Annotated in this window: 24 protein-coding genes and 1 pseudogene; 18 read left to right on the plus strand and 7 right to left on the minus strand. The window is 68.3% G+C overall.

From position 1 onward, the window contains the following. Positions 1–303 precede the first annotated feature (303 nt). The 7 genes from QRN30_RS17665 to QRN30_RS16110 all read left to right on the plus strand — a co-directional run bounded on the left by QRN30_RS17665 (position 304) and on the right by QRN30_RS16110 (position 7,202). A complete protein-coding gene (locus tag QRN30_RS17665; RefSeq protein ID WP_350225056.1) occupies positions 304–1,113 on the plus strand; it encodes an HNH endonuclease family protein in 810 nt (269 codons plus the stop codon). A gap of 76 nt (positions 1,114–1,189) precedes the next feature. Next, the gene (locus tag QRN30_RS16085) at positions 1,190–1,855 is read left to right on the plus strand and encodes a GOLPH3/VPS74 family protein (protein WP_284761387.1); all 666 of its coding nucleotides are present in this window, start codon (positions 1,190–1,192) and stop codon (positions 1,853–1,855) included. 153 nt (positions 1,856–2,008) lie between these two features. Next, complete coding sequence (locus tag QRN30_RS16090) at positions 2,009–2,812, plus strand: glucose 1-dehydrogenase (RefSeq protein WP_284761388.1); 804 nt, start codon at positions 2,009–2,011, stop codon at positions 2,810–2,812. Positions 2,813–2,916: 104 nt separating this feature from the next. Beyond that, a complete protein-coding gene (locus tag QRN30_RS16095; protein WP_159556558.1) occupies positions 2,917–3,333 on the plus strand; it encodes an SseB family protein in 417 nt (138 codons plus the stop codon). A 78-nt stretch (positions 3,334–3,411) separates the two neighbouring features. Further along, the gene (locus tag QRN30_RS16100; protein ID WP_284761391.1) at positions 3,412–4,248 is read left to right on the plus strand and encodes a GOLPH3/VPS74 family protein; all 837 of its coding nucleotides are present in this window, start codon (positions 3,412–3,414) and stop codon (positions 4,246–4,248) included. Between the two features lie 180 nt (positions 4,249–4,428). Further along, entirely contained in the window at positions 4,429–6,450 is a 2,022-nt protein-coding gene (locus QRN30_RS16105) for a DUF262 domain-containing protein (RefSeq protein WP_284761392.1), read from the plus strand. After that, positions 6,447–7,202, plus strand: a complete 756-nt coding sequence (locus QRN30_RS16110) for a hypothetical protein (RefSeq protein ID WP_284761394.1) — start codon at positions 6,447–6,449, stop codon at positions 7,200–7,202. The genes QRN30_RS16105 and QRN30_RS16110 overlap by 4 nt, the downstream gene beginning before the upstream one ends. Before the next feature lie 69 nt (positions 7,203–7,271). On the opposite strand, the gene QRN30_RS16115 is transcribed toward QRN30_RS16110, so the two are convergent. Then, a complete protein-coding gene (locus QRN30_RS16115) occupies positions 7,272–10,766 on the minus strand; it encodes a TM0106 family RecB-like putative nuclease (protein WP_284761396.1) in 3,495 nt (1,164 codons plus the stop codon). A gap of 145 nt (positions 10,767–10,911) precedes the next feature. Here QRN30_RS16115 and QRN30_RS16120 point away from each other — a divergent pair, with 145 nt between their 5' ends. After that, positions 10,912–11,295 carry a hypothetical protein gene (locus QRN30_RS16120; protein WP_173033222.1) on the plus strand — a complete coding sequence of 128 codons (384 nt, stop codon included), beginning with the start codon at positions 10,912–10,914 and terminating at the stop codon, positions 11,293–11,295. A 31-nt stretch (positions 11,296–11,326) separates the two neighbouring features. After that, on the plus strand, positions 11,327–13,123 hold the full coding sequence (locus QRN30_RS16125) for an alpha/beta hydrolase family protein (protein WP_284761398.1): 1,797 nt from the start codon (positions 11,327–11,329) through the stop codon (positions 13,121–13,123). A 24-nt stretch (positions 13,124–13,147) separates the two neighbouring features. Here the strand turns inward: QRN30_RS16125 and QRN30_RS16130 are convergent, their stop codons facing one another. Beyond that, a complete protein-coding gene (locus QRN30_RS16130; protein WP_284761399.1) occupies positions 13,148–13,375 on the minus strand; it encodes a DUF1653 domain-containing protein in 228 nt (75 codons plus the stop codon). Positions 13,376–13,466: 91 nt separating this feature from the next. On the opposite strand from QRN30_RS16130, the gene QRN30_RS16135 reads away from it, so the two are divergent. The 3 genes from QRN30_RS16135 (at position 13,467) to QRN30_RS16145 (ending at position 15,275) form a co-directional block, all read left to right on the plus strand. Then, positions 13,467–14,219 carry a hypothetical protein gene (locus QRN30_RS16135; protein ID WP_284761400.1) on the plus strand — a complete coding sequence of 251 codons (753 nt, stop codon included), beginning with the start codon at positions 13,467–13,469 and terminating at the stop codon, positions 14,217–14,219. Positions 14,220–14,310: 91 nt separating this feature from the next. Further along, positions 14,311–14,799 (plus strand): TlpA family protein disulfide reductase, encoded by a 489-nt coding sequence (locus QRN30_RS16140; protein ID WP_284761402.1) that lies wholly within the window; start codon positions 14,311–14,313, stop codon positions 14,797–14,799. Next, on the plus strand, positions 14,796–15,275 hold the full coding sequence (locus tag QRN30_RS16145) for a DUF4395 domain-containing protein (RefSeq protein ID WP_284761404.1): 480 nt from the start codon (positions 14,796–14,798) through the stop codon (positions 15,273–15,275). Before QRN30_RS16140 ends, QRN30_RS16145 begins: the two co-directional genes overlap by 4 nt. A gap of 763 nt (positions 15,276–16,038) precedes the next feature. Here QRN30_RS16145 and QRN30_RS16150 read toward each other — a convergent pair. The 3 genes from QRN30_RS16150 to QRN30_RS16160 form a co-directional block, all read right to left on the minus strand. After that, positions 16,039–16,506: a hypothetical protein gene (locus QRN30_RS16150; RefSeq protein WP_056068165.1), complete on the minus strand. Its 468-nt coding sequence runs from the start codon at positions 16,504–16,506 to the stop codon at positions 16,039–16,041. Between the two features lie 100 nt (positions 16,507–16,606). Next, on the minus strand, positions 16,607–18,484 hold the full coding sequence (locus QRN30_RS16155) for an alpha/beta hydrolase (RefSeq protein WP_284761408.1): 1,878 nt from the start codon (positions 18,482–18,484) through the stop codon (positions 16,607–16,609). After that, positions 18,481–18,759, minus strand: a complete 279-nt coding sequence (locus QRN30_RS16160; RefSeq protein ID WP_139179786.1) for a hypothetical protein — start codon at positions 18,757–18,759, stop codon at positions 18,481–18,483. The genes QRN30_RS16155 and QRN30_RS16160 overlap by 4 nt, the downstream gene beginning before the upstream one ends. Before the next feature lie 262 nt (positions 18,760–19,021). Here QRN30_RS16160 and QRN30_RS16165 point away from each other — a divergent pair. The 3 genes and pseudogenes from QRN30_RS16165 to QRN30_RS16175 all read left to right on the plus strand — a co-directional run. Next, positions 19,022–19,174: pseudogene (locus tag QRN30_RS16165) on the plus strand (N-acetylmuramic acid 6-phosphate etherase); the annotation flags it as partial. 213 nt (positions 19,175–19,387) lie between these two features. After that, the gene (locus QRN30_RS16170; RefSeq protein WP_284761410.1) at positions 19,388–19,879 is read left to right on the plus strand and encodes a thioredoxin family protein; all 492 of its coding nucleotides are present in this window, start codon (positions 19,388–19,390) and stop codon (positions 19,877–19,879) included. After that, entirely contained in the window at positions 19,876–20,355 is a 480-nt protein-coding gene (locus tag QRN30_RS16175) for a DUF4395 domain-containing protein (protein WP_284761412.1), read from the plus strand. The genes QRN30_RS16170 and QRN30_RS16175 overlap by 4 nt, the downstream gene beginning before the upstream one ends. Positions 20,356–20,502: 147 nt before the next feature. Here QRN30_RS16175 and QRN30_RS16180 read toward each other — a convergent pair whose 3' ends face one another. Then, positions 20,503–21,444, minus strand: coding sequence for an ADP-ribosylglycohydrolase family protein (locus tag QRN30_RS16180; protein WP_214585235.1), 942 nt, complete (start codon positions 21,442–21,444; stop codon positions 20,503–20,505). A 91-nt stretch (positions 21,445–21,535) separates the two neighbouring features. Here QRN30_RS16180 and QRN30_RS16185 point away from each other — a divergent pair, with 91 nt between their 5' ends. The 3 genes from QRN30_RS16185 to QRN30_RS16195 all read left to right on the plus strand — a co-directional run bounded on the left by QRN30_RS16185 (position 21,536) and on the right by QRN30_RS16195 (position 23,461). Then, positions 21,536–22,180, plus strand: coding sequence for an NUDIX hydrolase (locus QRN30_RS16185; protein ID WP_284761415.1), 645 nt, complete (start codon positions 21,536–21,538; stop codon positions 22,178–22,180). 91 nt (positions 22,181–22,271) lie between these two features. Continuing rightward, positions 22,272–22,862, plus strand: a complete 591-nt coding sequence (locus tag QRN30_RS16190) for a hypothetical protein (protein WP_284761416.1) — start codon at positions 22,272–22,274, stop codon at positions 22,860–22,862. A 5-nt stretch (positions 22,863–22,867) separates the two neighbouring features. Continuing rightward, on the plus strand, positions 22,868–23,461 hold the full coding sequence (locus QRN30_RS16195) for a hypothetical protein (protein WP_139179780.1): 594 nt from the start codon (positions 22,868–22,870) through the stop codon (positions 23,459–23,461). A gap of 1 nt (position 23,462) precedes the next feature. On the opposite strand, the gene QRN30_RS16200 is transcribed toward QRN30_RS16195, so the two are convergent. Then, on the minus strand, positions 23,463–23,891 hold the full coding sequence (locus QRN30_RS16200; RefSeq protein ID WP_263137300.1) for a hypothetical protein: 429 nt from the start codon (positions 23,889–23,891) through the stop codon (positions 23,463–23,465). Positions 23,892–23,967: the final 76 nt, after the last annotated feature.

The raw sequence follows: 23,967 nt of genomic DNA on the forward strand, positions 1-23,967 counted from the left end.
CACCGAACAACACCGACCGCACACACCGACCAACCCCGCACCGTGCCCACCACGCCGCCCCGCCCCCGCGCCAGATCCGCACCGTGCGAGATCCGCCAACCCGTGCGACATTGCCCACCCCGTGCCACGCCACAACCCCGCACCGAACAACCCCGACCGCACACACCGACCAACCCCGCACCGTGCCGCGCGCGCCGCCCCGGTATGTCGGTCACGCACGAGATGATCGTCCCTGTCCCGCCAGACCCGCACCACCGCACCACCGCACCACGTTCCGCCCCGCACCACCTGGAGTCCCACCGCATGACGTCCCGCCGACGCCGCAGCCGCATCACCCTGACCTCCGTCCTCGTCGTCCTGGCCCTCGCCGTCGGCGGGTACGCCCTCGACGCCACCGGGGCCCTCGGCCCGGACGCCGACGCGGCCGGCACGACCGACGCGGCCGGCACGACCGCTGCGGGCGGCCCCACAGCCGTGGAGACGACCACGATCGGACCGCAGGACGCGTCGTCGGGGGCGAGCCCGACCTCCAGTCCGACCGTCAGCCGCGGAACCGACGCCGACGCGGTCCGCGCACGCACCCAGCTCGCCGACCTCCCCGTCAAGGGCAAGGCGGCGGCCACCGGCTACGACCGCACCGGCGACTTCGGCAGCGCCTGGCTCGACGTCGACCACAACGGGTGCGACACGCGGAACGACGTCCTCGCCCGCGACCTGGCCGGCATCACCCGCGAGGGTCGCTGCAAGGTCCTCACCGGCACCCTCGTCTCGCCGTACACCGGTGCGCGGGTGGACTTCGTCCGCGGCAACACGACCTCGACGCTCGTGCAGATCGACCACGTCGTCGCGCTCGAGAACGCCTGGCGCACCGGAGCCCAGCGCCTCACCGAGACCGAGCGGCAGGCACTGGCGAACGACCCGGTGAACCTGTTCGCCGTCGACGGCCGGTCCAACTCGCAGAAGGGCTCCGGCGACGCGGCGACCTGGCTCCCCGCGAACAAGGCGTTCCGCTGCACCTACATCGAGCACCAGGTCACGGTGAAGACGAAGTACCACCTGTGGGTGGCCCCGGCGGAGCGGGACGCGATGGAACGCGTGCTCGGCGCCTGCTGACGTCGGGCGGCCCGGCGCCGCTGAGTGTCAGCCTGGAGGCCCGGCGCACCTCCGCCCCGCGTGGCAGGCTGCGGACATGGCTGAGCAACTCACAGTGCCGCAGGCGTTCGCGCTCCTCCAGGTCGAGCCCGGCGGCCGCAAGTCCCTCGACGGGCAGACGCTGGACACCGGTCTCGCGGGCGCGGTCCTCGCGGACCTCGCACTCCGCGGTGTCGTCTCGCTGCAGGACGGCCTGGTCACCGTCTTCAACGGCGCCGCCACGGGAGACCCGGTGCTCGACGGCGTCGTCGGGTCGATCGCGGCATCGGGTGCGCCGCGCAAGGCGAAGTGGTGGGTGAGCCGGCTCGGCAAGCAGCGGCTGCGCGACGACGTGTTCGCCGGCCTCGTCGCCAGGGGCATCATCAGCGTCGAGCAGGGCAAGGTGCTCGGCCTCTTCCCCACCACGAAGCACCCGGAGCGCGACGGAGCCCCGGAGGCACTGCTGCGATCGGGCATCGCGGACGTGCTGGCTCGGCGGGCGGGCCCGACACCGTTCTCCGCCGCGGTCATCGGGCTGCTCGACGCGACGAACACGCTCCGCAAGCAGTTCGGCGCGGTCGACAAGGGTCTGGTCGAGGAGATCACCTCGGGCACCTGGGCGAGCCCCGCGGTGCAGGCCGTGCTCGAGCAGATCCGAGCCGCGGCGATGATCGTCATCATGGCGGCGACCACCGCGACGGCAACCACGATCATCACGAGCTGAGGTCGGCCGCGGGCACCTGCTGGGCACCCACTGACGAGGCCGTTGCGCGACAGGTGTAGTCTAATTTTATCGATGCGGATGCATTGATCGGACTCGCTGCTCCACCGCGGACCCCGAGCCCTTCACCGTCGAAGACCTCAGGAGGCCTCCCCCATGCCCGAAACCACCACCGGCACCACCCGCTTCACCGACCGTGTCGTCCTCATCACCGGCGGCGGCTCCGGCCTCGGCCGTGCGACCGCCGTCCGCCTGGCCGCCGAGGGCGCTGCGCTCTCCCTCGTCGACGTCTCCGAGCAGGGACTCGAGGCGACGAAGACCGCCGTCCTCGACGCCACCCCGGACGCGCAGGTCCTGACGACCGTCGCCGACGTCTCCGATGAAGCCCAGGTCGACGCCTACGTCAGCGCCACGACCGAGCGCTTCGGCCGCATCGACGGCTTCTTCAACAACGCCGGCATCGAGGGCAAGCAGAACCCGACCGAGTCCTTCACCGCCGCCGAGTTCGACAAGGTCGTGTCGATCAACCTGCGGGGCGTGTTCCTCGGGCTCGAGAAGGTCCTCAAGGTCATGCGCGAGCAGGGCTCCGGCATGGTCGTGAACACCGCGAGCGTCGGCGGCATCCGCGGCATCGGCAACCAGTCCGGGTACGCCGCCGCCAAGCACGGCGTCGTCGGACTCACCCGCAACTCGGCCGTCGAGTACGGTCGCTACGGCATCCGCATCAACGCCATCGCCCCCGGGGCCATCTGGACGCCCATGGTCGAGAACTCGATGAAGCAGCTCGACGCGGAGAACCCCCGCAAGGCGGCCGAGGAGTTCATCCAGGTCAACCCGACGAAGCGCTACGGCGAGGCCCCCGAGATCGCCGCAGTGGTCGCGTTCCTGCTCTCCGACGACGCGTCCTACGTCAACGCGACGGTCGTCCCGATCGACGGCGGGCAGTCGGCCGCGTACTGAGTCCGTCACCTCCGACACCCGGCGCACGTCCCCGTGCGCTGGGCGTCGACCTGGAGGCGCGGCTCGGCCCCGCCGTGTCCTGCGGGCGTGACAGCATGGTCGGCGTGAGCAACGACGAGACGAACGGATCAGCCTTCGGCCGAGGCGTCGACAAGACCCCGCCGACCGCTGCCGCCGAACTGCGACGGAGGATGGCCGCCTCTCCGGCGGGCTTCCTGCGCAGCGCGGCGTGGGTGCCCTGGAAGCCGGCGGGCAGTCCGGAAGCCGGCAGCGTCGCCCACGTCATGATCCGTGACAAGCCGTTCGTGCCGGTCTTCACCGACCCCGGCGAACTCGCCGCCGGCCTGCCCGAGGCCGAGGGTCGCCCGGTGCCGATGTCCGAACTCGTGTCGGCGCTGCCCGAGGAGTTCGGCATCGTGGTCGACCCGACGAGTGCCGAGGCGGCGAACTTCCTGCACGCCGACGTCCTCGCGCAGATGCGGGTGCAGATGCAGAGCGGTGTCCCGACGAGCGACGACTGACCCGCTCCGCGTCAGGCACGGCATGCCACCGCCGCGGACACCACTCGGTGGACGCTTGAATAGCCATACCAATCAAGCATGCCGGGCAGGTCGGCCGCCACGGCATTCGCCCTCCTCCTGATCGAGTCGGACGGACGACGGTCCACAGACGTCCAGACGCTCAACCTGGACCCCGGCGGCGCGGTCCTCGCCGACCTCGCGCTCCGCGGAACGGCCTCGTTGCGATCCGGTCTCGTCGCCGAGGCCGACTGTTCGACTACCGGCGACGCGGTCCTCGACGAGCCGTCGACACCATCGCTGCGTCGGGCACCCCGCAAGGCGAAGTGGTGGGTGCAGCGACTCGGCAAGCACCCCCTGCACGAAGCGGCGATCGCGAGCCTGGCCGATCGGGGCGTCATCATGGTCAAGCAGGGGCGGACCCTCGGCACCTTCCCGACGACGAAGTACCCGGAGCAGCACGGCCGTCCTGAGGCGGTGCTCCGCTCCGGCTTCGCCGACGTGCTCGCGGGCTGCGCTGAGCCAACACCGTTCACCGCTGCCGTCATCGCTCTGCTCGATGCCACCGGTACTCTCCGGGAGCAATTCGGCGCGGTCGGCCGCGCACTCGTCGACGAGATCACCACCGGCAATTGCGCGAGCCCCGCGGTGAAGGCGGTGCTCGAGGAGATCCAGGCAACGGCGCCGGTCGCGATCAGGGCAGCGAACCCAGAGCCAACAAGCGCGGCCGTCTCGAGCTGGTCAGCCGAGCGCAGCGCGCAGGCGACCCTCAACCAGGCACGCCGAGCAGGTCGGCGCGAGGATGCCCGCGAACACCCGCAGTGCGTCGCCGCGGTCCGGCCCGTCGCTGGCCAGCACTGCCGTCATCGTCTCGAGCTCAGGTCATCCAGCGCCCAGATGCACGCGGACACAAACTGAACCGATTGAGACAACCTGCGGCGACCCCGCGCGGAGCCCCCCCCCCCCCCGCGTGCGTCCACAGCTCCCAAACCGCGCCAGCACCTACAGCTCTCTACCCCACGAAGTGGGTGGAGCCTGCGCTCACCTCACTGTCGCCACGGAGAGATCCTCACGATAGGCTCAAGGGGAAGGGGTGACATGCAAACCAATCAAACTGACCTCGCTCGCCTGCTAGTAGGGACGAAGGTCTTCGTTGTTCCGCAGTTCCAGCGCCACTACAAGTGGAAGGCTCCCCAGTGGAAGGAACTCTGGGACGACATAGTCGAGCAATACGATTCGAACGATGTGGCATCAGGTCGCCTCACCAAAGATGAAGGCCATTTTCTAGGAAGCATCGTACTTCATCCCGCACCTGGCCCAGCTTCGACCGTTTCTCGATACTGGGTGATCGACGGCCAACAGCGCCTCACGACCCTTCTCGTATTAATTTCGGTTCTACGCGACGTACGAGCAACGAAGCAGCCGACGTGGGATCCGAACACGTATACAAATCAATATCTTGCAAACCAGTACAATGGGGATGACCCTCATCGCCTCATTCCTGGCGCGAACGATCAAAGCGACTTCGAACGCACGGTGTATGGCCAAGAGCCGGCTGGTCAGATTGGCCAGGCATACGAATGGTTCAGGCGCCAGCTCGATTTGCGAATCGACGAAGATGCGTTCGACTTTGATCGGATGGAGAAGGCTGTTTTGCTGCGCCTTCTCCTGGTCGAGATCAATACCTCAGATGACGACAACATCAATCAGATCTTCAACACCATTAATCACTCAGGTATGCGCCTCAGTGCGATCGATCTGATTCGGAATCACAGCTTCATGCAGTTTGACGCCGCCGATGCCGGCTCGGTGTACGAGCAAACCTGGAAGCCAATGGAAGACCGACTGGGCGAGAGCGCTCTCGCCCAGTACCTGTGGGCTCAGCTGGTGCGCACGAACAGTAAAGCCACACAGAGAGATCTTTACGGACCGTTCCAAGCCCACCTCGCGGCGAGTGCACGCAAGAATGAACTCGCGATGTCAGCTGCGACGAGATTGGAGCTGAATAGGCTTCTCGAGGAGGTAGACAACTTCATCGTCGCCACTTCACCGTCGGCAACCGCATCGGCGGGGTTGCAAGAGTCGCTCAAACGAGTCCTGCGAGAGCTACAAGACTGGGGCAGCCAGACCTATTTGCCCATGGCTTTAGAGGTGCTCGCTCGGGTTTCCGCCAAGCGCATTTCCGCCGAAGAGGGCGCCGAAGTGCTGCGCCTCGTTCTGGCGTATCTCGTTCGACGAGGCGTGGCGGGTATCCCAAGCAACAATCTCAACAGGATCCTGTCCTCCTTGCCCTATGCCACCTCTTCTTCCGAGGACCTCGTCGGTGCGGTCCTGAAAGAACTCGGCAGCAGCGGTAAGTACTGGCCGCGGGATGCTGAGCTGCGCGAGCGCGGTCCAGCCACTCCGATTTACCGGACGCTACAGCCACGGCAGATCGTATACATCCTTGGCGAGCTCAACGACCGAATCGCACCCAACGAGCATGTCCGCCGGGACGACCTGGAGGTGGAGCACATCCTTCCCCAAGAGCTCTCAGATAACTGGCTCGCAATGCTCGACGCAAACGGGGTCTCCGTTGAACTCGCGGAATCCCGTACACATGTCATCGGGAACCTGACCATAACCGGCAGCAACGAACATTTGGCCCGGCGCGGACCGGCGGAGAAGGCAGAAATCCTGCATGATTCAAACCTTCCGCTGAATCGACAGTTCCCCTCGCAAACTTCCTGGACGCCACAGGCGATCGATATGCGATCAGAACAGCTCGTGGCGCAGATCATCGCTCGTTGGCCGATGGGGCAGGTGACCGCTGCGATCTCCGCCTCAGATACTGATGATGCACCGTCAAAAATCGATCTCTTGCTTCTCCTTGACGCAATGCCTGCCGATGCTTGCGCAGAAATCGCCGTCTTGGCGGATGCATTGGCCACCGCGGAAACCGCGGTACTAGAGGCTGTAGCGAATACGCCCTACCCCATCTTCGACTTGCAGGGCACCAAGGTGGTTGGTGGATTCTCCGAGATGGCTGCGTCGGATGTTGAATATGCGGCGCGTCTCGGTGCCAGCCAACTCATTGACTATGCGCAGGCTCTTGGCGCCGATGAACCTGAACTAGCATGAAGCGCCTTAGCCCCACTGGGCTTCTTGATGCCGCAACAATCCTGAGCCTCCTAGCCGCAATCCTCACGGCGTTGAAGGAAACCCTTTGGGTCGGTATCGCGATCGGCGGCCTGGCAGTTGTATTTGCGTTGATCTCATGGGCAAAACGACATCGAGAGAGGGGAACGCGGAGAAACCTTTTTGACACCATGCGCGACGAATTGATGCTTGATCGGATTCTCGATGCCGCGGCGAGAAGTTTGGATCTGGGTGGCCAGAACGGGTCGTGGAGGGTCTCACTCTATGAATTAGATCTTCAGGATGCGTGCTGGTTGTTGCGAGCCAGGGCGGCGAGCAATGAGTTGTTTGCGGACCGCTCGGATTATTCGCGCATCTCTCATGAGCAGAGCGTTCTCCGATCGTGCCTAAACGGAAGTGAGCGATCTGACGGGAAGTTCGATGAAATGCCCCCTCTCGATGCTCCGACCACTGATTCTTGGGCAACCACCATGAAGGCTTGGGGCTTCACGAAAACCACAACCAACCAGTTGAGGATGAAGAGCCGATCGTTCACAGGTGCGGTGTTCAAAGTCGGCCCACAGAATGGCCATCAAGTCACGCTCGGATTGATTGCGGAGAGCGAGTCGCCCGACGGTACTAACATCCGAAGCCTACAGGGCGGTCTCACTCGGCCGTTCTTCGAAGCAGTTGCGGAGCTGTTGACGCTGCGACACAAGTTCGAGGCCGAGAGCGCTGCAACCGCTCCGGTGTGACTGGCCGAAAAGCTACGAAAGCGCCTGCTCCGCTGAGCCGCAAAGACCGCTCAGCGGAGCGGACCGCCCTCAGCCCCGCGACTCGACGAGCTCGATGAAGCGGGACAACAGGGACAAGCCCGCGATCGACGGGGGCAGGCCCGTGGTCAGCGCTGGCGAGTGCACGAGGTACGCCGCCCACTTCGCCCGCGAGATCGCCACGTTCAACCGGTTGGGCATGAGCAGGAAGTCGAGCCCGCGCGGGATGTCCGCCGCACTCGACGCCGCCAGGGACACGATCGACACGACGGCCTCGCGGCCCTGGAACAGGTCGACCGTCCCGACTTGGGTCCCGGTGAAGCCAGCGCGGTCCAGCTCCTGCCGGATCAGGGCTCCCTGCGCGTTGTACGGCGCCACCACGATGACGTCCTCGTCGGTCAGGGCACGCGTACCGGAACCGTCCGTCCAGGTGCGACCGACGACGTCATCGACGAGCGCGACGACACGGGCGGCCTCCTCGGCCGACGACGTCGTGTTGCCCGCGTGGACGACCGGCACGGGGTGCACCCCGGCGTCGATGCCGTCGAGGTGCCGACCGGACACCATCGACGCCAGCTGCCCGTCGTAGGACAGGGCCGAGACGGACTCGGTCAGCGCGGGCTCCATGCGGCGGGTGCGGGCCAGGAAGTAGCCGAACTCCGGCGGCAGGACGTGCTGGCCGTCGGCGAGCCAGCCGAGCGCGGACTCGTCGACGGGCTCGGGGTGCGAACCCTGCGACACCTGCGGGAGCTGCTGGGGGTCCCCGAGCAGCAGGAGCCGGGTCGCCGCGACCGACGAGGCGATGGTCGGCGCGAGGGAGAACTGTCCGGCCTCGTCGATCACGAGTAGGTCGAGGGAACGACGCTCGATCGTCGACTCGTTCGCGAACGTCCACGCCGTGCCACCGACGACACCGCCGGTGCCCGAGGCCTCGCACGACGACAGGAACGCGGCGACCGCGGCACCGTTCTTGACGGGCGTCCACGCGGCGGCGTCGAGGTCGTCCTCGGTCGCGCCGGACTTCGGCACCTTCACGACCCGGTCCGCGGGGACTCCGGCGTTCACCACGGACGACAGGAAGTTCTCCGACGTCGCGTGGGACTGCCCGACGACGCCGACCCGCCAGCCGTACTCGCGGACGAGCCGTGCGACGACGTTCGACCCGACGTAGGTCTTGCCCGTGCCGGGAGGGCCCTGGATCGCCAGGTACGAGCGGTCGAGGCCGAGCAGGGTCGACACCACGGCCGACACCGTGTCGTCACCCTGCACCGGGACGATCGCACCGCGCGGGGGCACCCGGCGCAGCAGGTCGAGCGCAGGGTCGGGCAGCATCGCCGGCAGCTCGTCGAGCACGGCCTGCCCCCACCACGCGATCGCCTCCGGCTGGGGCTTCGCTCGGGGCGGTGCCGACGGGGCGAGGGCCACCGGGAACTCGTGGTGCGGCTCGCCACCGACGGGCAGGCCCTCTTTCACGAGGACCTCGACGGCATCGCCGTTGTCCCACACGTCCACGATCACGGCGCGCGACGACGCGCCCTTCGACCCGGGGCCCGGTGAGGCGACCGATGGCGGAAGCGGGTCGTCGTAGACCAGGTGGGGCGTGCCTCCAGGCCGGAGCCGCGAACCGGGCGCGAGCGTCCCCGACAACCGGAGTTCCCGCGACTGCGAGCGGGCACGCGGCAGCGTGTCCCAGTCGCGCTCGACGGACGCACGCTCCACGACCAGGACGTCACGCGTGTCGGCCCAGTCGTCGACCGGGTTCCGCAGGCGGTCGAAGTGGTCCTGCCAGAAGGTCTTCGCCTCGCGGCGGTGGTAGTCGATCGCGGCTGCGGCGAGCGCCAACGCGGTCTGGTCAGGGGTGCGGTCGAGGGCGTCGACGTCCTCGAGCTGCGCGGCCAGGGCGACGTACACCGGATTGGGTTCGCGCTCGACGGGGATCGGCGGGACCTCGAGCTCGAGTGCCGGGTCGGCCGCGTCCGGGTCGTCGGTGCGCAGCGAGCGGAGCCAGTCGCGCAGGCGCAGGGTCGAGCGGCAGTCGTAGGCGTTGTAGTCGGCGACCTGGTCGAGCATCCGCTGCCCTTCGACGGCGTCGCCGTTCCGGAGTTCCTCGATCGCTTCGACGTAGGCGGTGATGCTGTCGGCGGCGTTCGTGACGTCGCTCTCGCGCAGGTCATCGCCCATGTAGAGCGGCTCGAGCTTCTTGATCGAGTAGCTGTGGCTGCCGACGACCAGGGCCTTGCGGACGATCGGGTACAGGTCGACCAGGACGCCGGCGCGCAGCAGGTCGTCGACGGCCTCTTCGCCGACCCCGTGCCGGGCCGCGAGGGACAGCAGGTGTGTCCGCTCGTACGCCGCGTAGTGGTAGATGTGCATGCCCGGGTACTGCTGCCGCCGGGCCTCGATGAACGCGAGGAACTGCTCCAGCGCGACCCGCTCGTCGCGGATGGTGTGCGCCCAGAACGCGGTGAACTCGGCGCGGTCGTCGACCAGGCCGAACAGGTAGTCGAGGCCCCAGTGCACGCCGTCCTCGGTGTGCAGGGGGTCGCCCTCGAAGTCGAAGAACACGTCGCCAGGGTCGGGTGCGGGGATCGCGTCGAGCGCGCGGGCGTCGAGGACCTCGAAGCGCGGCGTCACGGGCTGGCCCGGCCCGTCGGCACCGTTCCGTCGGGCGGTCTCCGTCTCGATCTGGAGGCTCGCCTGACGTACCAGCCGATCCTGCGTCGCGCGGGACAAGCCCGGTACTGCCCGGGTGCGGACCGCCAGGTCGTCGATCGTCCGCACCTCGTGCTTGATCAGCTTCGCCCGTTGGTCGAGGCGCATGCCCGCGACGAGGACGAGGTCGCGGTGCTCGGCGACCTGGGTAGAGCAGACGTCGCATCGGCCACAGCTCGAGTAGCGCGGGTCGCCCCACCGCAGCGGTTCGTCTGCCGCGATGCGCTCGGCGATGACCCGCTGCAGTTCGGCGCGCTGCGTGCGGTACACCGGCGCGATGTCGGCGAGGTCGTGCGTGGTCGTCGTGCGGTCGCCGAGCACCAGGTGCACCTGCGCCCCGGTGGGGATGCCGTGTGCTTGCATCTGCTCGGCGTACGCGGCGAGCTGCAGCAGGGCGCTGATCTTGGCGTGGCGGGCGAGCTTGGTGTCGTAGACCTCGTACTCGCCGCGGTCGTTGCGGATGATGAAGTCCGCGAAGCCGATGAACCCGGGGGCGTCGGCTGTCGGCGCCGCGTGGAACGTCGGCTGGTACAGCACGTCGGCACCGTCGGCGAAGGCCTGTCGTGCTTCGGCTGCAGCGCGTGCGTAGTCCGGCGGTGCGGGGCGGTCGAACTCGACGACGTTGCGGGTCTGCTTGAGGATGTCGAGGTAGTCCAGCTCGTGCTGGTCCCCCAGCCGAGCCGTGCGCTCGAGCATGTCGTCGTGCACGTCGGGCAGGGCTTCCCCGCGACCGAGCTTGGCGTCGAGGCGGCGCAGGAACGCCCACTCGCAGGCCGACCACGTCGACAGGTCGCTGGGGCTGAGGACGACGCCGCCGTCACTCGTGATCTGCATCCTGCTCCCCCGTCTCGTGTGGTGCCCTGCGAGCCTAGGGGCGGCCGCCGACACGGTCGGCTATCGACGTCACGAACGACGAGCGGGCTGCTGCTACTGTCCCGCTGACGACAGGTGGCGTCGCGACGGACCGAAGGGTTGAACGGTGGGGTTGTTCAAGACCGCAGAGGAGAAGGAGCGAGCCCGAGCGCAGGCTGTCGCGAAGAAGGCTACGGACGCGGAGCGAGCCGCACAGCGACGTCACGACGAATCCCCGATCGGACGCGCAGAACTCGCACTCGCCGCAGGGAAGGCCTTGTTCGAGCTCTCCTTGCCCGTCGAGAGTGACGACGGCCGAACGCTCAGCGATATCGAGGCGATCGGTTGGCGGCTGCAGCACACCGGGTACGTCCATGAGGTGTCGATCTCGTCGCTCAGCAACACGCAGAACCAGCTCGATCAGGTGTTCTCGAGCGGGCGAGTCGTCGGCGTGTACGTCTTCCGACGGGACGCTGTCGCACCGACGGACGCTCCTGACTCCGTAGGCTGACCGCGGTTAGCCACGACCGCGGAGGACACAGATGCCAGAACGCCCGACCCTGCTCTTCCTCCACGGTGTCGGGAAGGGAGACCCTGACGGCGCTTGGCGCGTGGCCCTCTCGGGCGCACTGGTGCGCCTCGGCTACCCAGCGATCGGAGCGGACGCCTTCGTTGCGCCGCGGTACGCGCACCTCCTGAACGGCACTGACGACGCCGATCGTGTCCCGCCGATCACGAGCAAGCCACTCCGGCGCGAGGATGCGCGGAGGAACCGGCGGGAATTCGAAGGCCGAACTGCGGCGATGGAGTTCCGCGTCGGTCAGAACGATCTCGGAACGGGCTACGACCAGGCGGAGGCGGTCATCGGTGCTGCGACCGAGCTGCCGCAGTTCAAACAGGCCAGGAACTACCTGGAGCATGATGACGTCCGCGCAAGCGTTCTCGTCCGAGTACTCAAAGCGCTCCCCGAGACAGGACGGCTGCTGATTCTCGGGCACAGCTTGGGATCAGTGGTGGCAGCAGACATCCTCAGACGGCTTCCGCCGGCGATCGAGGTCGTCGGGATGGTGACGATCGGCAGCCCCTTGGCGAGCCGACGTTTTTCGATCGACGACCTCACCAATGCGATGGACGAGCCGCCGACGAACCTGGGGTGGTGGGTGAACTTCTGGAACCGCCTGGACCCGGTGGCCTCACACCGCGGTCTGTCATCGGTGTTCCCGTGGCTCCTCGACCACCAAGTCGTTACGGCAGCGAATGTGCACGTCCACGATGCGGTCGAGTACCTGAGCGACCCCGCCGTCGCGACTGCCATCGGCTTCGGACTCTTCGGTTCCCACTCGCAGGAGCTCGTGCGGGCTGCCCGCGGAGTGGACACCCCGGTCGATGAGACTGAACTGCTCGGCCTGCTCGCATTGCGGTACGCCACGCATCTCCGGAACGGGCTCGACGGCGACGACCGCGAGCGTTTCGAAGGTGCCCTTCGTCATGTGCAATCCACGGTCGCGCAGGGCATGTTGACCCGTCGCGCAGCCGAAGGTCGCCCCGCCCCCGCACGCATCACTGAGCTCACGTTCGACCTGGCCGACGTGCACGCTGCCGTTCCGGAGCCTCCCGTCGTCACGTTGCGCGACCGGAGCGCGGCGGTCGTCCCGCTCATCGTGCTCGCTTCGGGAAACGTCCTGCGGCCGTTCGAGATTGATGTTTCGAAGAAGGTCCGCCAACAGGCGATGCGCGACCTCGCTGCTGAGTCAGGTCTGGGGAGTCCGTTCGGAGATCTCGTGCTCGAGGCCACCACAACCGCTCAGAACGTGCTCAACCCTGGCCGTGGTGCTGCCTGGTGGAAGCTCGGCGCAATCGGCGTCGGTGCGGCAGCGCTGGTGGTCGCAACTGGCGGGCTGGTACTCGCGGCTGCGCCCGGTGTCGTCGGAGCGGCCGCTGTCACGAGCGCCCTCGCCGCGTTCGGCCCCGGCGGTATGATCGGCGGCCTCGTCACCGCTGGAAGCCTCATCGCAGCTGGTGGCGGAGGCATCGCGGTCGGCAGCAGCAGCCTCGCCGCCGGACTCGCCAGCCCTGACACCTCCGCTGAGGCGCTCGAATCCATCGTCACCCGACAGCTCACCGCGGTGGTCCTCCGACAAGAAGCCGGACTCGAGCAAGATCCCGCGGTCTGGCGAGCGCTCGCAGAGACGGAGCGTCAAGTCCGTCGAGAACACGAACGTCTCGATGAGTTCTCGGACCCTTCGGCACCGTCACTCATAGAGCTGCAGCGGAAAATCTTGGCGATCGAGCGAGCGCTCGAATACATGCGAAAGCACGGCCTCGACCCAGTCAACTGAACTGCAGGAACGTCTTCGGGGCGCTCAGACCTGTACGGTCTCGACACGCACGAACCGCGGCCCGTCGTACCCGTCACGTCTCACGTGTGCCGTGAAGTCGACGAGCGTGCGAACCCAGTGCCCCTGCTCGCCGTACAGCGCCTGGTAAACGACGACCGGCTCCTCAGTCTCGACGTCACGAGCGACGAGCAGCACCTCGTAATCGTTGCCCTTGAAGTGCCGGTAGCGGCCCGCGGTCACGTCGTCAGTCACCCGACCGAGGGTACGGCCCGAGCGGTGGGACCATGACCGCGCGTTCTGCTTGACTGAGCGGCACGGGGAACGAGCACCACGGGGGAACGACATGACCACAATGAGCACGCGCGAGCGGGACCGTCGCGCACAGCGTGTCTTCTTCGTCGTCATGGCGGTCGTCATGGCGGGGGTGGACGTCTGGCTGCACTTCCACGCCGGCGTCATCCGCCCCTCGGCCTTCTGGGTCCCCACGGTCGTCGGACTCGTGTACGGCGCCGTGGTGTGGCCGCTCGGCCTGCGTCAGGAGTCGAGGTGGTGGCCGAACCTGGTCGCCGCGGGGTTCCTCGGTGGCTTCCTCGTCCTCATCGCGACGAAGACGTTCTCGCCGTACGCCTGGTTCCTCGCGGTCGTGATCGGGAGGTTGCTGTTCCAGGCTGCCCTCCCGCCGAAACGACACGCGGCGCGGGTCGTCGCCAGGCTCCCCCTGACCGAGGTGCAACCGTGGACCGGGTCGGGAGTCACGGCCACGGTGGTCGAGCATCCGTTCGGCAAGAGCCGGACGAAGCCAGCCGTCGCCCTCACCACGCAGGACGGGGCCACCGCGTTCCTGGTGATGGAGCTCGCCTCGTTCTTCGACGGTGAATCGGCGATCGCAGAATCGACGAACGGCGAACAGCTGACCTTCCTCACCAGGAAGGGCGTCGCGGCGAAGTCGTCCGTCCTCGACGACGCGACGCCGGGGATCGCCGACGGCATGCTTTTCCTGCACTCGGCGAAGGACGAGTCGCGGACTTCCGCCGTCTTCAGCGACGACGACGCCGCCGCGTTCGAGCAGTGGGTCCGCACGCTCCCCGAGGGCTGAGCACCCGCCAAGCCCGGCGAGACGCGCACACCTCGCGGTCACATCCGGTCACGTTCGACAGCAGTTCGTCAGCCGGGCGTATCGTCGCCGTGTGAACGTCGGAACCGCAGTGGCCGTGCTCGTGGGGGTCCTCGCGCTCGCGACGGTCCTCGGTCTCCTGCTCCGCCACCGGACCGGACGAGCCCGACCGGTGGGCACCGCCACGTCGTCGAGGCAGGACGCAGACGGCCTCGCGCTCGACAACGACTACGGCGCGGCCGCGACCCTCGTCCAGTTCTCGACGCCGACGTGTGCTCGTTGCCCGGCCACGCGCCGGTTGCTCGCCGCCGTCGCAGACCACCACGAGGGCGTTCGCCGCATCGAGATCGACCTCGCGGAGCGACCCGAACTCGCGAGCCGCTTCGAAGTCCTGCAGACCCCGACGGTCCTGCTGCTCGACGCCGACCGCTCGGTCCGCACCCGCTTCGGAGGCCCACCCCGCCCACCCGAGCTCGCCGCAGCCCTCGACACCGTCCTGAGCACCGCCAGCGCAGGCAGTACGGGCACCGCAGACACGACCGGCACCCAGGAGCCCCGATGACCACCACGAACGACCCCACACGCGGCATCGACCCCCGCTCCCCGCGCCTCGGCGCCGCGATCACCACGGTGCTCCTCGCCGCGACGATCGTCCTCACGCTGATCCCCGCGACGTGGGTCGCCGGCATCGTGCTGCTCGCGGTCATCGTCGTGCTGTTCGCCGTCGGAGGCATCGCCGGCATCCGCCGTCACCCCTACGGCGCACTCTTCCGACGGGTCGTCCGCCCGCGCCTGGGCCCGCCCGCCGAACTCGAGGCTCCGGAACCCCCGACCTTCGCCCAGCAGGTCGGCCTGTTCGTCACCGCGGTCGCGCTGCTCCTCGCCCTGCTCGGCGTGCCGTACGCCGCCCCGATCGGTGCCGCGGTCGCCCTGGTCGCCGCGTTCCTCAACGCCGTCTTCGACGTCTGCATCGGCTGCCTGCTCTACGTGTGGCTAGTCCGCGCGGGCATCTTCCGTCCGCGGCGCGGCGTCGCCTGACGGCCGGGAGGCGCGACTCACCCCCGCGGCCCAGGCCGCGCTGGCAGGGCGGTCCGGTTTGGAGGCGCGCCTCGCCTCCGCGACGCACGCGAAGCGGGCGGTCCTCGTGGGTTGGAGTGCATGGGGGACGACGAGGGCATCGCCCGTCGCGCTCGGCGGCGGACGACCTGGATCGCCATCGGCGGGGTCGTCGCGGAGGCGGTCGTCGGGCTGTTGCTGCCGAGCGGCGACGATGCGCTGAGCCGGTTCCTGACCGTCCTCGGGTATGCCTTGGCGCTCGGCGGGTTGAGCGGGACCGGTTCGATCCTCCCGTCGACGATCAAGCTGGCTCAGACGATGCAGTGGCCGGTCCGCGAGCTCGACCGAACGGGCCGACGGAGCGTCCGCCGCGCCGTGTTCGCCGGGAGGCCGATCGAACCGCGCGACTCCGAGATGGCGCATCGTGCTTTCGACGGGGCTCGGAGTGCGGCGCTGTCGATGCCCCTCTCGCTCGCCCAGTTCCTGCTGCTCTACGCCGGGATCGCGGGACCGCAGATCCCGAACCTCATGAGCGACGACGACTCCTTACGGGTCAAGAGGAGAACGGCGGAGGCGCCCAGTGCGCACATCACGGTCAAGCGTCTACACCGCGGGGTCAAACTGCGTCCCTGTCTGCCACATCCTCGAACAGCAGCACGCCGTCCGTCCCGCCTCCCACACTTGGCCAGCGCCGAGAGACGGAGCGCGGGCGATCACCGGACCATCCCTCGACCGCGGGAGGGGCTCAACTGCCTGACGGCTTCGACGATTCGGAAGGGCGCGGATTCAGCGGTGTCCCGAGCTTGGGTGGGTTTCCGGGCACGCAGTGCCCGTAGATGATGACTCCAACGAAGCCGGGATCGGTCTGGAACTGCAATCCGTACCCGTCGGCAGCGGTCCCGCCGTTGTAGCCGTTCGGGTAACCGATGACCGTCCGGGGAGGCGACAACGTCTCGTCGTGCTGTACGCGGATACCTTCCATGCCCAGCCTCGACTTGAGCGCGGCTGCAACACGCTTCGTCACATCATCCGGCGTACCGGAGAGAGGTTGATTCCGGATCGCGGTGAGCATGAACTGCGCCCCCGCTCCACCCTGCGAGGAGCAGCCGTTCCATTCCGACTCGGTCCCCTCGGCCCATCCATCCTCTCCGACAACCGACGTAATCGCGGCGAAGATGTCGAGCACATTCTGATGTGACTCCTGCAACGTCATGGATGAATCCTTGCTCGCTGGGGTGTGGGGTCCGGTGTCAGAGCAGCCGGTGATGAGAGTCGCAACGAGTGCGCACAACGCACCCACGACGGCCCGTCGGTCATTGAGTCGGATCACCGGTCAGTCCTGTCTGCCACTCGTACATGAACCAATTGTCCTTCGTCTGCTGCCGCATCCGATCGAAGGGAGCACCAGCTTCAGGGATCTGATCGCCAAGACCCATCGTTGCCTTCGCCGTGTTGTACTGCGCGGTCGTCGCATTGTCGAAGTACGAGTAGCGACCTTGATCATTGCCCTCGCGACCGTCGTACGGGCCGTGATGGGTGATGCCGTTCAGCGTGTCAGCACCGGACCCTTGCGTCTCGGCGCTGAAGTCATGGGCGCCCCAGGACGGGTCCGTCGGGTCCTGGCGGCCCGACAGGTTCTGCCCGGTGATCGCCCACCCGTCTTTCGCTCCTTGGCTTGCGAACACCTCACCCTTCGGCACCTGCAGTGCGTCGGCGTTCGGCGCAACGTCCGTGACCCCGGCGGACCCGAGGAGCACGACGTGGTCGGCGTGGGTCTTCGTCAGCGCGATCGTTGCCACGTTCGTGCCGTACGAGTGCGCGACGACAGACAGGCTCGAGTCTCTACCCGACGCTGCACGAACTGCGTCGAAGCCGTTCAAATCGGCGACGAGGGCGTCAGCGCCCGTGTGGGCGCGCCCGTTCGCCACGACAGATGCGAACGACAGGTCATCCGCCATCGGCCCGTGATACCCGATCCAGGAGACGACTGCCACATTGGAGGGGGCGGTCTTCCCGAGTACCGCTTGTTCCGCTCGCATACCGGCAGCAATCGTTGCGTAGTTCTGCACGGTCCCGTCCTGGTACGTCGCCGTGTTCATGCCGGGCACGATGTACGTCACGTGCACCGCAGTGTCCATGTCACCGGCGACGATCTGCGCCAACGGCGGCCTGTCATCGACGAGCGAGATGAGCGAGACAGGTTTCGTGTCCAACGTCATCTGAATGTTCTGGTATCCGTCGCGCTGCCGTTCCCAGATCTGGAGTTGCGTCCGGGCGGCCGCGGCGGCCGCGGGGCTCGAAGCGCTCTTCAACTGCTTCTCCCAGTACGACGTCTTCTGCTTGGCTTCGCTGAGCTTGTCTGCGAGCACAGTCTTGTTCGCTCGCGCCCTCGCCCAGTACGCGACGCCGTTCAGGTTCCCGAGCGCCACCGGGAGCGCCGCGACGAACGCATCCTGCTCGGCGGAGTGCGCACCGGCCGGACCGGACATCGCGTTCCACCACAGCGCCACGTCCTTCGCGTCCATGCGCGCCAAGCGTGCAGCGATCGCCGGATCGTCTTGCAACGCGGCGATCGACTCCTTGTCAAGCGTGCCGAGCCACGTGAGGAACTGCCCGTCACTCATCTTCGCCACGGCCGCGGCAGACTTGAGCGTGCCGACGACCTCCGGAGCTTCCAGAGCCGAGGCAGCACGTCGATCGGCTGCATCGCGCCGCATCACCAGCTCTTCCCACTGCACGGACAACCGCCCCTGCAGCCCGGCGAGGCTCGCCGCTCCGTTCTGCAACTGTTGGAGCTTCACTGTGTCCGACTCCACCGCGTCCACGCTCTGCGCGGTCGCGGTGGCCGCGCGGATCGCGCGGGCATTCGCCGCGACGTCATCGGCTGCGTTCTGCTGGGCAGTCTGCACTCGCTGCGCTTCGTCCTGGATCTGCTGCACCTCGCGTGCATACGTGCCCAACGCCGAAGCGGCCTCGTCGAGCCGAGCCGCGATGCGCTGCGAACTCGCGGGCACCGTCGCCGCCACCGTGACGAACCGCTCCTGCGCCTTCCCGCTCCACCCGGACTGCGCTGCCTCAGCAGCGTTCACCACCTGCCGAGCCCCGGCACGGACTGCGTCGGCGTGCTGCGTGTGCAAGCGTGCAAGCCGACGGATCCCGGCCGGATCGCCCGCTGTCGGATCGGCAGTCATCGCAGCTCCTCCGCCAGACCCGCGTCCGTCTGCTCCATCTCCGAAACAGCGTCCTGCACAAATCGGCTCAACGTCTCCGCGTCCTCACCGAGCGAACGGACCATCGCGTCCTGTGCCCGCGCAGACGTCGTGAATGCCGATGCCACGACATCAGAACCGAAACACCCACCATCCGCCTCGGAGAGCGCCCGCTCCGAACCGAACTCCGCCGCCGCATTCTTCGCCTTCGTCGCAACCGCATGCATCGCAGACGCATCGACCGTCAAATCCCCCAACGTTGCCCCCTTCGCCCGCCAACGCTCCCCAAGCATAGCCCGATATGTCACCTCTTTGCGAACGGTCGGGTCCGTCCGCTGGATGATCGCGACGGCCTCAATGCGGGTCGCTGAGGCCGCGGCTCCGACGCTCGACGGCTCCTCGCCGAGCCGGTTGCAATGTCAGTGTCGATTCGATCTTTGGAGCTTCGCGCGCGGCGGCAGACTCGTCTACGTCTACGTCTACGTCTACGTCTACGTCTACGTCTACGTCTACGTCTACGTCTACGTCGGTGCCGGCACGCCGGGCCGGCTCGGCGTCCTCGACGCCAGCGAGTGCCCGCCCACCTTCGGCACCGATCCGAGCCAGGTGGTCGGCGTGATCGCCGGTGGCGACCCCGCCCTGACCACCGCGGTGGAGGGCGCGGAGGACGACGAAGCATAGGCAGGTGAGCCGTCCGCCGCCGACGCTGGAAAGGTGCGCTGTTCACGCCGCAGGTGTCCCCACCCCGGCGGGCGGCTCGTCTGACGGCTGAACGACGCGACGGCCGCGCCGAACCGCCAGACCGCCGGACCGCCAGACCGCCCGGCACCGTCACGAACGGACACGTGCTTCCGTGCGGACAGCACCACGACGTACGGTCACACCATGACCGTCATCGTGGCCGTCGCCGTGCTGGCGGGGGTTCTCGCCCTCGCCACCGTCCTCGGGCTGCTCCTGCGTTCCAGGACAGGCCGCGCGAAGCCCAGCCCGACCGCGCCCGACGGCACCGCCAGCACCGTCGACGACCTCGCCTCCGCCGATGCGTTCGGCAGTCGTGCCACCCTCGTCCAGTTCTCCACGCCGACGTGTGCTCGTTGCCCGGCCACGCGCCGGTTGCTCGACGCCGTCGCAGACCACCACGAGGGCGTTCGACGCATCGAGATCGACCTCGCCGAGCACCCCGGACTAGCGAGCCGCTTCAACGTCCTGCAGACCCCCACGGTCCTGCTCGTCGACGGTTCCCGGATCGTTCGCACCCGCTTCGGAGGCCCACCGCACCCACCCGAGCTCGCCGCAGCCCTCGACACCGTCCTGAGCACCGCCAGCGCAGGCAGTACGGGCACCGCAGACACGACCGGCACCCAGGAGCCCCGATGACCACCACGAACGACCCCACACGCGGCATCGACCCGCGCTCCCCACGCTTCGGCGCCGCCATCACCACGGTGCTGCTCGCCGCGACGATCGTCCTCACGCTGATCCCCGCGACGTGGGTCGCCGGCATCGTGTTGCTCGCGGTCATCGTCGCGCTGTTCGCCGTCGGAGGCATCGCCGGCATCCGCCGCCACCCCTACGGCGCACTCTTCCGACGGGTCGTCCGCCCACGCCTGGCCCCGCCCGCCGAGCTCGAGGCTCCGGAGCCCCCGACCTTCGCCCAGCAGGTCGGCCTGTTCGTCACCGCGGTCGCGCTGCTCCTCGCGCTGCTCGGCGTGCCGTACGCCGCCCCGATCGGTGCGGCGGTCGCCCTGGTCGCCGCGTTCCTCAACGCCGTCTTCGACGTCTGCATCGGCTGCCTGCTCTACGTGTGGCTGGTCCGCGCGGGCATCTTCCGTCCGCGACGCGGCGTCGCCTGACGGCGTCCGGCCTGGAGGCCCGACTCACCTCCGCTCCACCGCCCGCGCTGCCGATGTGGTCGCCTCCAGAGCGGTGGGCCGGCCCCACGAGAACGACCAGCCCGACGGCGGAGGCTCCCCCCACGGCAGCCTCCGACGCCGGTCCGGTCAGACGGCGAGCGCCTGATCACTGAGCGCGACGATGTCATCCGCGCGCAGGTTCGGCCAGCCGTGCAGCAGCTCACGCCACTCGGCCGGCAGCGACGACGCTCCGTACAGCGCACCCGCGAGGCCACCGGCGATCGCGGCGACCGTGTCGGTGTCGTTGCCGGTGCGGACTGCGCGGATCAGGGCGTCCTCGAGCGAGGAGCTGTGCTTGACCGCGGCGTAGGCGGCCTGCAGGGCGGACACCACCCACCCGTTCGACTCCGTGAAGTCCACCGGCTGCGAGTGCTCGGCAGTGACGATCCGTTCCACCCACAGTCGTCTACGGTCCAGGTCGAGCAGGTCGATCCCACGCAGGAGGTCGAGCTCGCCGGTCAGGACCGCGTGCCGGATCGCCGCGCACCAGAGCACGCACGCGTCCCCCGCGTCCGACTCGTAGTGCGTCAGGTCACTGATCGCGCGAGCCGCAGCCGCGAGCCGTTCCTCTTCGCCGACGTCACCGCGCAGGAAGGCGAGCACCAGCGGTGCGGTCCGCATGAGCGACCCGTTGCCGGCAGAGCGGCCCTTGGAGTCGTGCTCCCGCCGGGCCGCAGCCCGCGCGACGGAGGCGGTCCGCGCCTCCAGACCGGTCAGGACGTTGCGCGTCTGGATGCCGACGTCGGGCGCGTCGACCGACCACGCTGCCCAGGCGGCCACCAGGCCGTCGAGGGCTGGCTCCGACGCTGGGTCGCCGCCGCGGGCGACCGTGCGGAGGATCGGCACGGCCATGCTCGTGTCGTCGGTCCACTCCCCCGGCGCCCAGCCGAAGGAGCCGCCACCGGTCATCGTGATCGGGGTCGGCTCGGGCACTGCCGGACGGAACTCGTACCCGGCGCCGAGGGCATCGCCGGCGGCGGAGCCCAGGACGGCACCGACGGCTCGGTCGTGGATCTGCGGGTTGGTCATGTGGACCTCCGGATCGGGTTTACGCGGGATTGCGTAAAAGCGATCCTGCACCACTCGCCACGTTTGCGCAAGTGTGCGTAAACTCGCGGGCATGACCGACGAGTACCGCGACGCGAGCGGCCGGCGCCTGACGGACTACCCGCGGCCCTCCGTCGCCGTGGACACCGCCGTGTTGACCGTCCCCCCGGGCGGACCGCTGTCCGTCGTGCAGGTCCGCGATGCCACCGAGGGCGACTGGCGACTGCCGGGAACGTTCGTGCACGAGGGTGAGCGGCTCGCGGATGCGGTGCTGCGGTCACTCCGCCAGAAGGCAGGGGTGAGCGGGCTCGCACCGCAGCAGCTCCACGTGTTCGACGATCCGGCGCGGGACGACCGTGGGTGGGTACTGTCGGTGGCGCACCTCGACGTCGTGCCGGCTCATGCCCTGGACCTGGACGAGCCCCGGGTACGGCTCGCGCCGGTGGTCGAGGCGCGCGGGATGGTGCACGGGCACGACGACATCCTCGGGTTCGCGGTCGCTCGGCTCCGCTCCGTCTACGGCACTACCCCGGATCCACACGTGCTGCTCGACGAGCCGTTCACGATGTCGGAGTTGCGGCAGCTGCACGAGGCGGTCCTCGGCAAGCGCCTGCTGCCGGACTCGTTCCGGCGTGCCATGCTGCCGAAGCTCATCGCGACGGACACGAAACGGGCGGACGGGCCGGGGAAGCCTGCGACGCGGTACCGGCGGGAGTGACGGTTCTGGTTCAGAATCCCCCGGGGTCGTCAACCGGAACCGTCAGCACGCCTCGAGAACACCGTCACGCGCCTCCTCGTAGGGTGAGCGGGTGGAGGAAGACGAACGGATCATCCGGCGCGCGCGGCGTCGCACTGCCCTGGTCGTGTCGATCGCCGCGGTCGCGGGTGCAGTGGCAGGTTGGGCAACCTCGCGAGGCGAGGGCGGCTGGACCGTCGCCCTGGCGATCTTCACGTGCGTCGCGATGCTGGCCGGCATGGCCGGGATGCTCTCCTTGCTCCCCACAAGCGCACACGCATCGTCGATCATCACGCAGGCGACCGAGGGCCTGACGAGAGACCGCCGCAGGGCCATCCGCTCGGGCGTTCCGCTCGCGGAGGACGCGGGCCAGGAACTGCAGCACCGTGCGCTCACCCTCGCCCGCGGGACCGCCGTGTTCAACGGGATCTTCCTGGGGCAGGGATTCCTGCTCCTCACTGCGGTCGCGGCTCCGCACTTCGCTCGTGTCGTCAGCGACGGCGGCGGTGTGGTCTTCAGCCGGGTCGTCCTCGCGCTCTTCGTCATCGAAGTCGTGTTCCTCGTGCCGCTGCTGGTCACCCGATATCGCCGAGCTCGGCGCTACGCCGAAGCTGCCACGGCCGAGAACGAGCGCCGCGCTCCTGCGCCGGCCTCCGTCGCATGACGTCCGTGACCGGAGCGCCGCTCGCCCCCGAAGCCGTTGCTCGCCGAGCCTGGCGCAGAACCGCCGTCATCGTCGCGATCGGTGTGGTCCTCGGTGCGATCGGCGGATCGCTCTTCGCCCGGCAGGACAGTGCGCTCGAGACCACCCTCGCGATCCTCGGCATCGCTGCAGGAGTGGGTGGCATTCTCGGAACCTTGTCGATGATCGCCACGACGCTCCGCCGATCTTCCGACATGCAAGCGCCGATCGATGGCCTCTCGCGCTTCGGCCGGAAGACGCTCGCTCAGGCGATCGCGAGCGGGACCCCGATCGAACCGGCCGACTCCGACCTCGCACGACGGGCATTCGACCTCGCTCGTCTCCGCGCTGCCTACCAACCGGTCGCACTCGGCCAGTTCCTGCTGCTCTCCGCGGGGATCGCGGGCCCGCAGATCCCGAACCTGTTCGACGACAACTCGTTCATGGCTGGCTTCAGTCGCATCATCTGCGTGGCCCTCCTCGTCGTGGCTGCGGCCATGTCCCCCGTCATCCTGCGTCAGACCCGGGCTGCACGACGCTACGTGCAGGCGGCCACCGAAGCAGCCGCCCGCCAGCGCTGACTCAGTAGGCCTGCCGCACCCGCGACACCGACAGCCGCAGAGCGGGCTCGTACGAGGAGCCGTTGAGCGCCGTGATCGTCCAGTGGTACCGATCAGGCCGGGTCATCACGCCCCAGTCGCTCCGGCCGCACTTGTTCACCTTCGACCCCATGCTCTTGTCCGGCAACAGGCCGCGCTCGTCGTAGAGCCGGACGGTGGCGGATCGGAATCCGCTCGCGTTCCCCGAGATCCGGCAGCTCGCGAACGTCGTGGCAGTCCGCACCTTGTCCTTGTGCGAGTCCTGCCAGCTCCTCGAGTTCTTGCCGATCGCGACACCGGTCAGCTTCGATGACCAGGAACCCTCGGCGAACGCCGGCGCTGCCGCGAACACCGTGGCGGCCACGACTCCCCCTGCGACGGCTGCCGCGAGACGACGACTGAGATTGACCATTGCACTTCCCCCTTGAGGTGACGGCCCGGGCTGTCCGAGCCGAGTGCACGCTACTGTACGGTGAAACACCAGTACA

This window comes from Curtobacterium sp. MEB011 (genome assembly GCF_030209655.1).
Lineage (GTDB): Bacteria > Actinomycetota > Actinomycetes > Actinomycetales > Microbacteriaceae > Curtobacterium > Curtobacterium poinsettiae.

What these genes read in the sequence shown, in the direction of transcription:
- QRN30_RS17665 (WP_350225056.1), top strand. Translation starts at nt 304, where the DNA reads ATGACGTCCCGCCGACGCCGCAGCCGCATCACCCTGACCTCCGTCCTC.
- QRN30_RS16085 (WP_284761387.1), top strand. Translation starts at nt 1,190, where the DNA reads ATGGCTGAGCAACTCACAGTGCCGCAGGCGTTCGCGCTCCTCCAGGTC.
- QRN30_RS16090 (WP_284761388.1), top strand. Translation starts at nt 2,009, where the DNA reads ATGCCCGAAACCACCACCGGCACCACCCGCTTCACCGACCGTGTCGTC.
- QRN30_RS16100 (WP_284761391.1), top strand. Translation starts at nt 3,412, where the DNA reads ATGCCGGGCAGGTCGGCCGCCACGGCATTCGCCCTCCTCCTGATCGAG.
- QRN30_RS16105 (WP_284761392.1), top strand. Translation starts at nt 4,429, where the DNA reads ATGCAAACCAATCAAACTGACCTCGCTCGCCTGCTAGTAGGGACGAAG.
- QRN30_RS16110 (WP_284761394.1), top strand. Translation starts at nt 6,447, where the DNA reads ATGAAGCGCCTTAGCCCCACTGGGCTTCTTGATGCCGCAACAATCCTG.
- QRN30_RS16115 (WP_284761396.1), bottom strand. Translation starts at nt 10,766, where the DNA reads ATGCAGATCACGAGTGACGGCGGCGTCGTCCTCAGCCCCAGCGACCTG.
- QRN30_RS16125 (WP_284761398.1), top strand. Translation starts at nt 11,327, where the DNA reads ATGCCAGAACGCCCGACCCTGCTCTTCCTCCACGGTGTCGGGAAGGGA.
- QRN30_RS16135 (WP_284761400.1), top strand. Translation starts at nt 13,467, where the DNA reads ATGACCACAATGAGCACGCGCGAGCGGGACCGTCGCGCACAGCGTGTC.
- QRN30_RS16145 (WP_284761404.1), top strand. Translation starts at nt 14,796, where the DNA reads ATGACCACCACGAACGACCCCACACGCGGCATCGACCCCCGCTCCCCG.
- QRN30_RS16150 (WP_056068165.1), bottom strand. Translation starts at nt 16,506, where the DNA reads ATGACGTTGCAGGAGTCACATCAGAATGTGCTCGACATCTTCGCCGCG.
- QRN30_RS16155 (WP_284761408.1), bottom strand. Translation starts at nt 18,484, where the DNA reads ATGACTGCCGATCCGACAGCGGGCGATCCGGCCGGGATCCGTCGGCTT.
- QRN30_RS16170 (WP_284761410.1), top strand. Translation starts at nt 19,388, where the DNA reads ATGACCGTCATCGTGGCCGTCGCCGTGCTGGCGGGGGTTCTCGCCCTC.
- QRN30_RS16175 (WP_284761412.1), top strand. Translation starts at nt 19,876, where the DNA reads ATGACCACCACGAACGACCCCACACGCGGCATCGACCCGCGCTCCCCA.
- QRN30_RS16180 (WP_214585235.1), bottom strand. Translation starts at nt 21,444, where the DNA reads ATGACCAACCCGCAGATCCACGACCGAGCCGTCGGTGCCGTCCTGGGC.
- QRN30_RS16185 (WP_284761415.1), top strand. Translation starts at nt 21,536, where the DNA reads ATGACCGACGAGTACCGCGACGCGAGCGGCCGGCGCCTGACGGACTAC.
- QRN30_RS16200 (WP_263137300.1), bottom strand. Translation starts at nt 23,891, where the DNA reads ATGGTCAATCTCAGTCGTCGTCTCGCGGCAGCCGTCGCAGGGGGAGTC.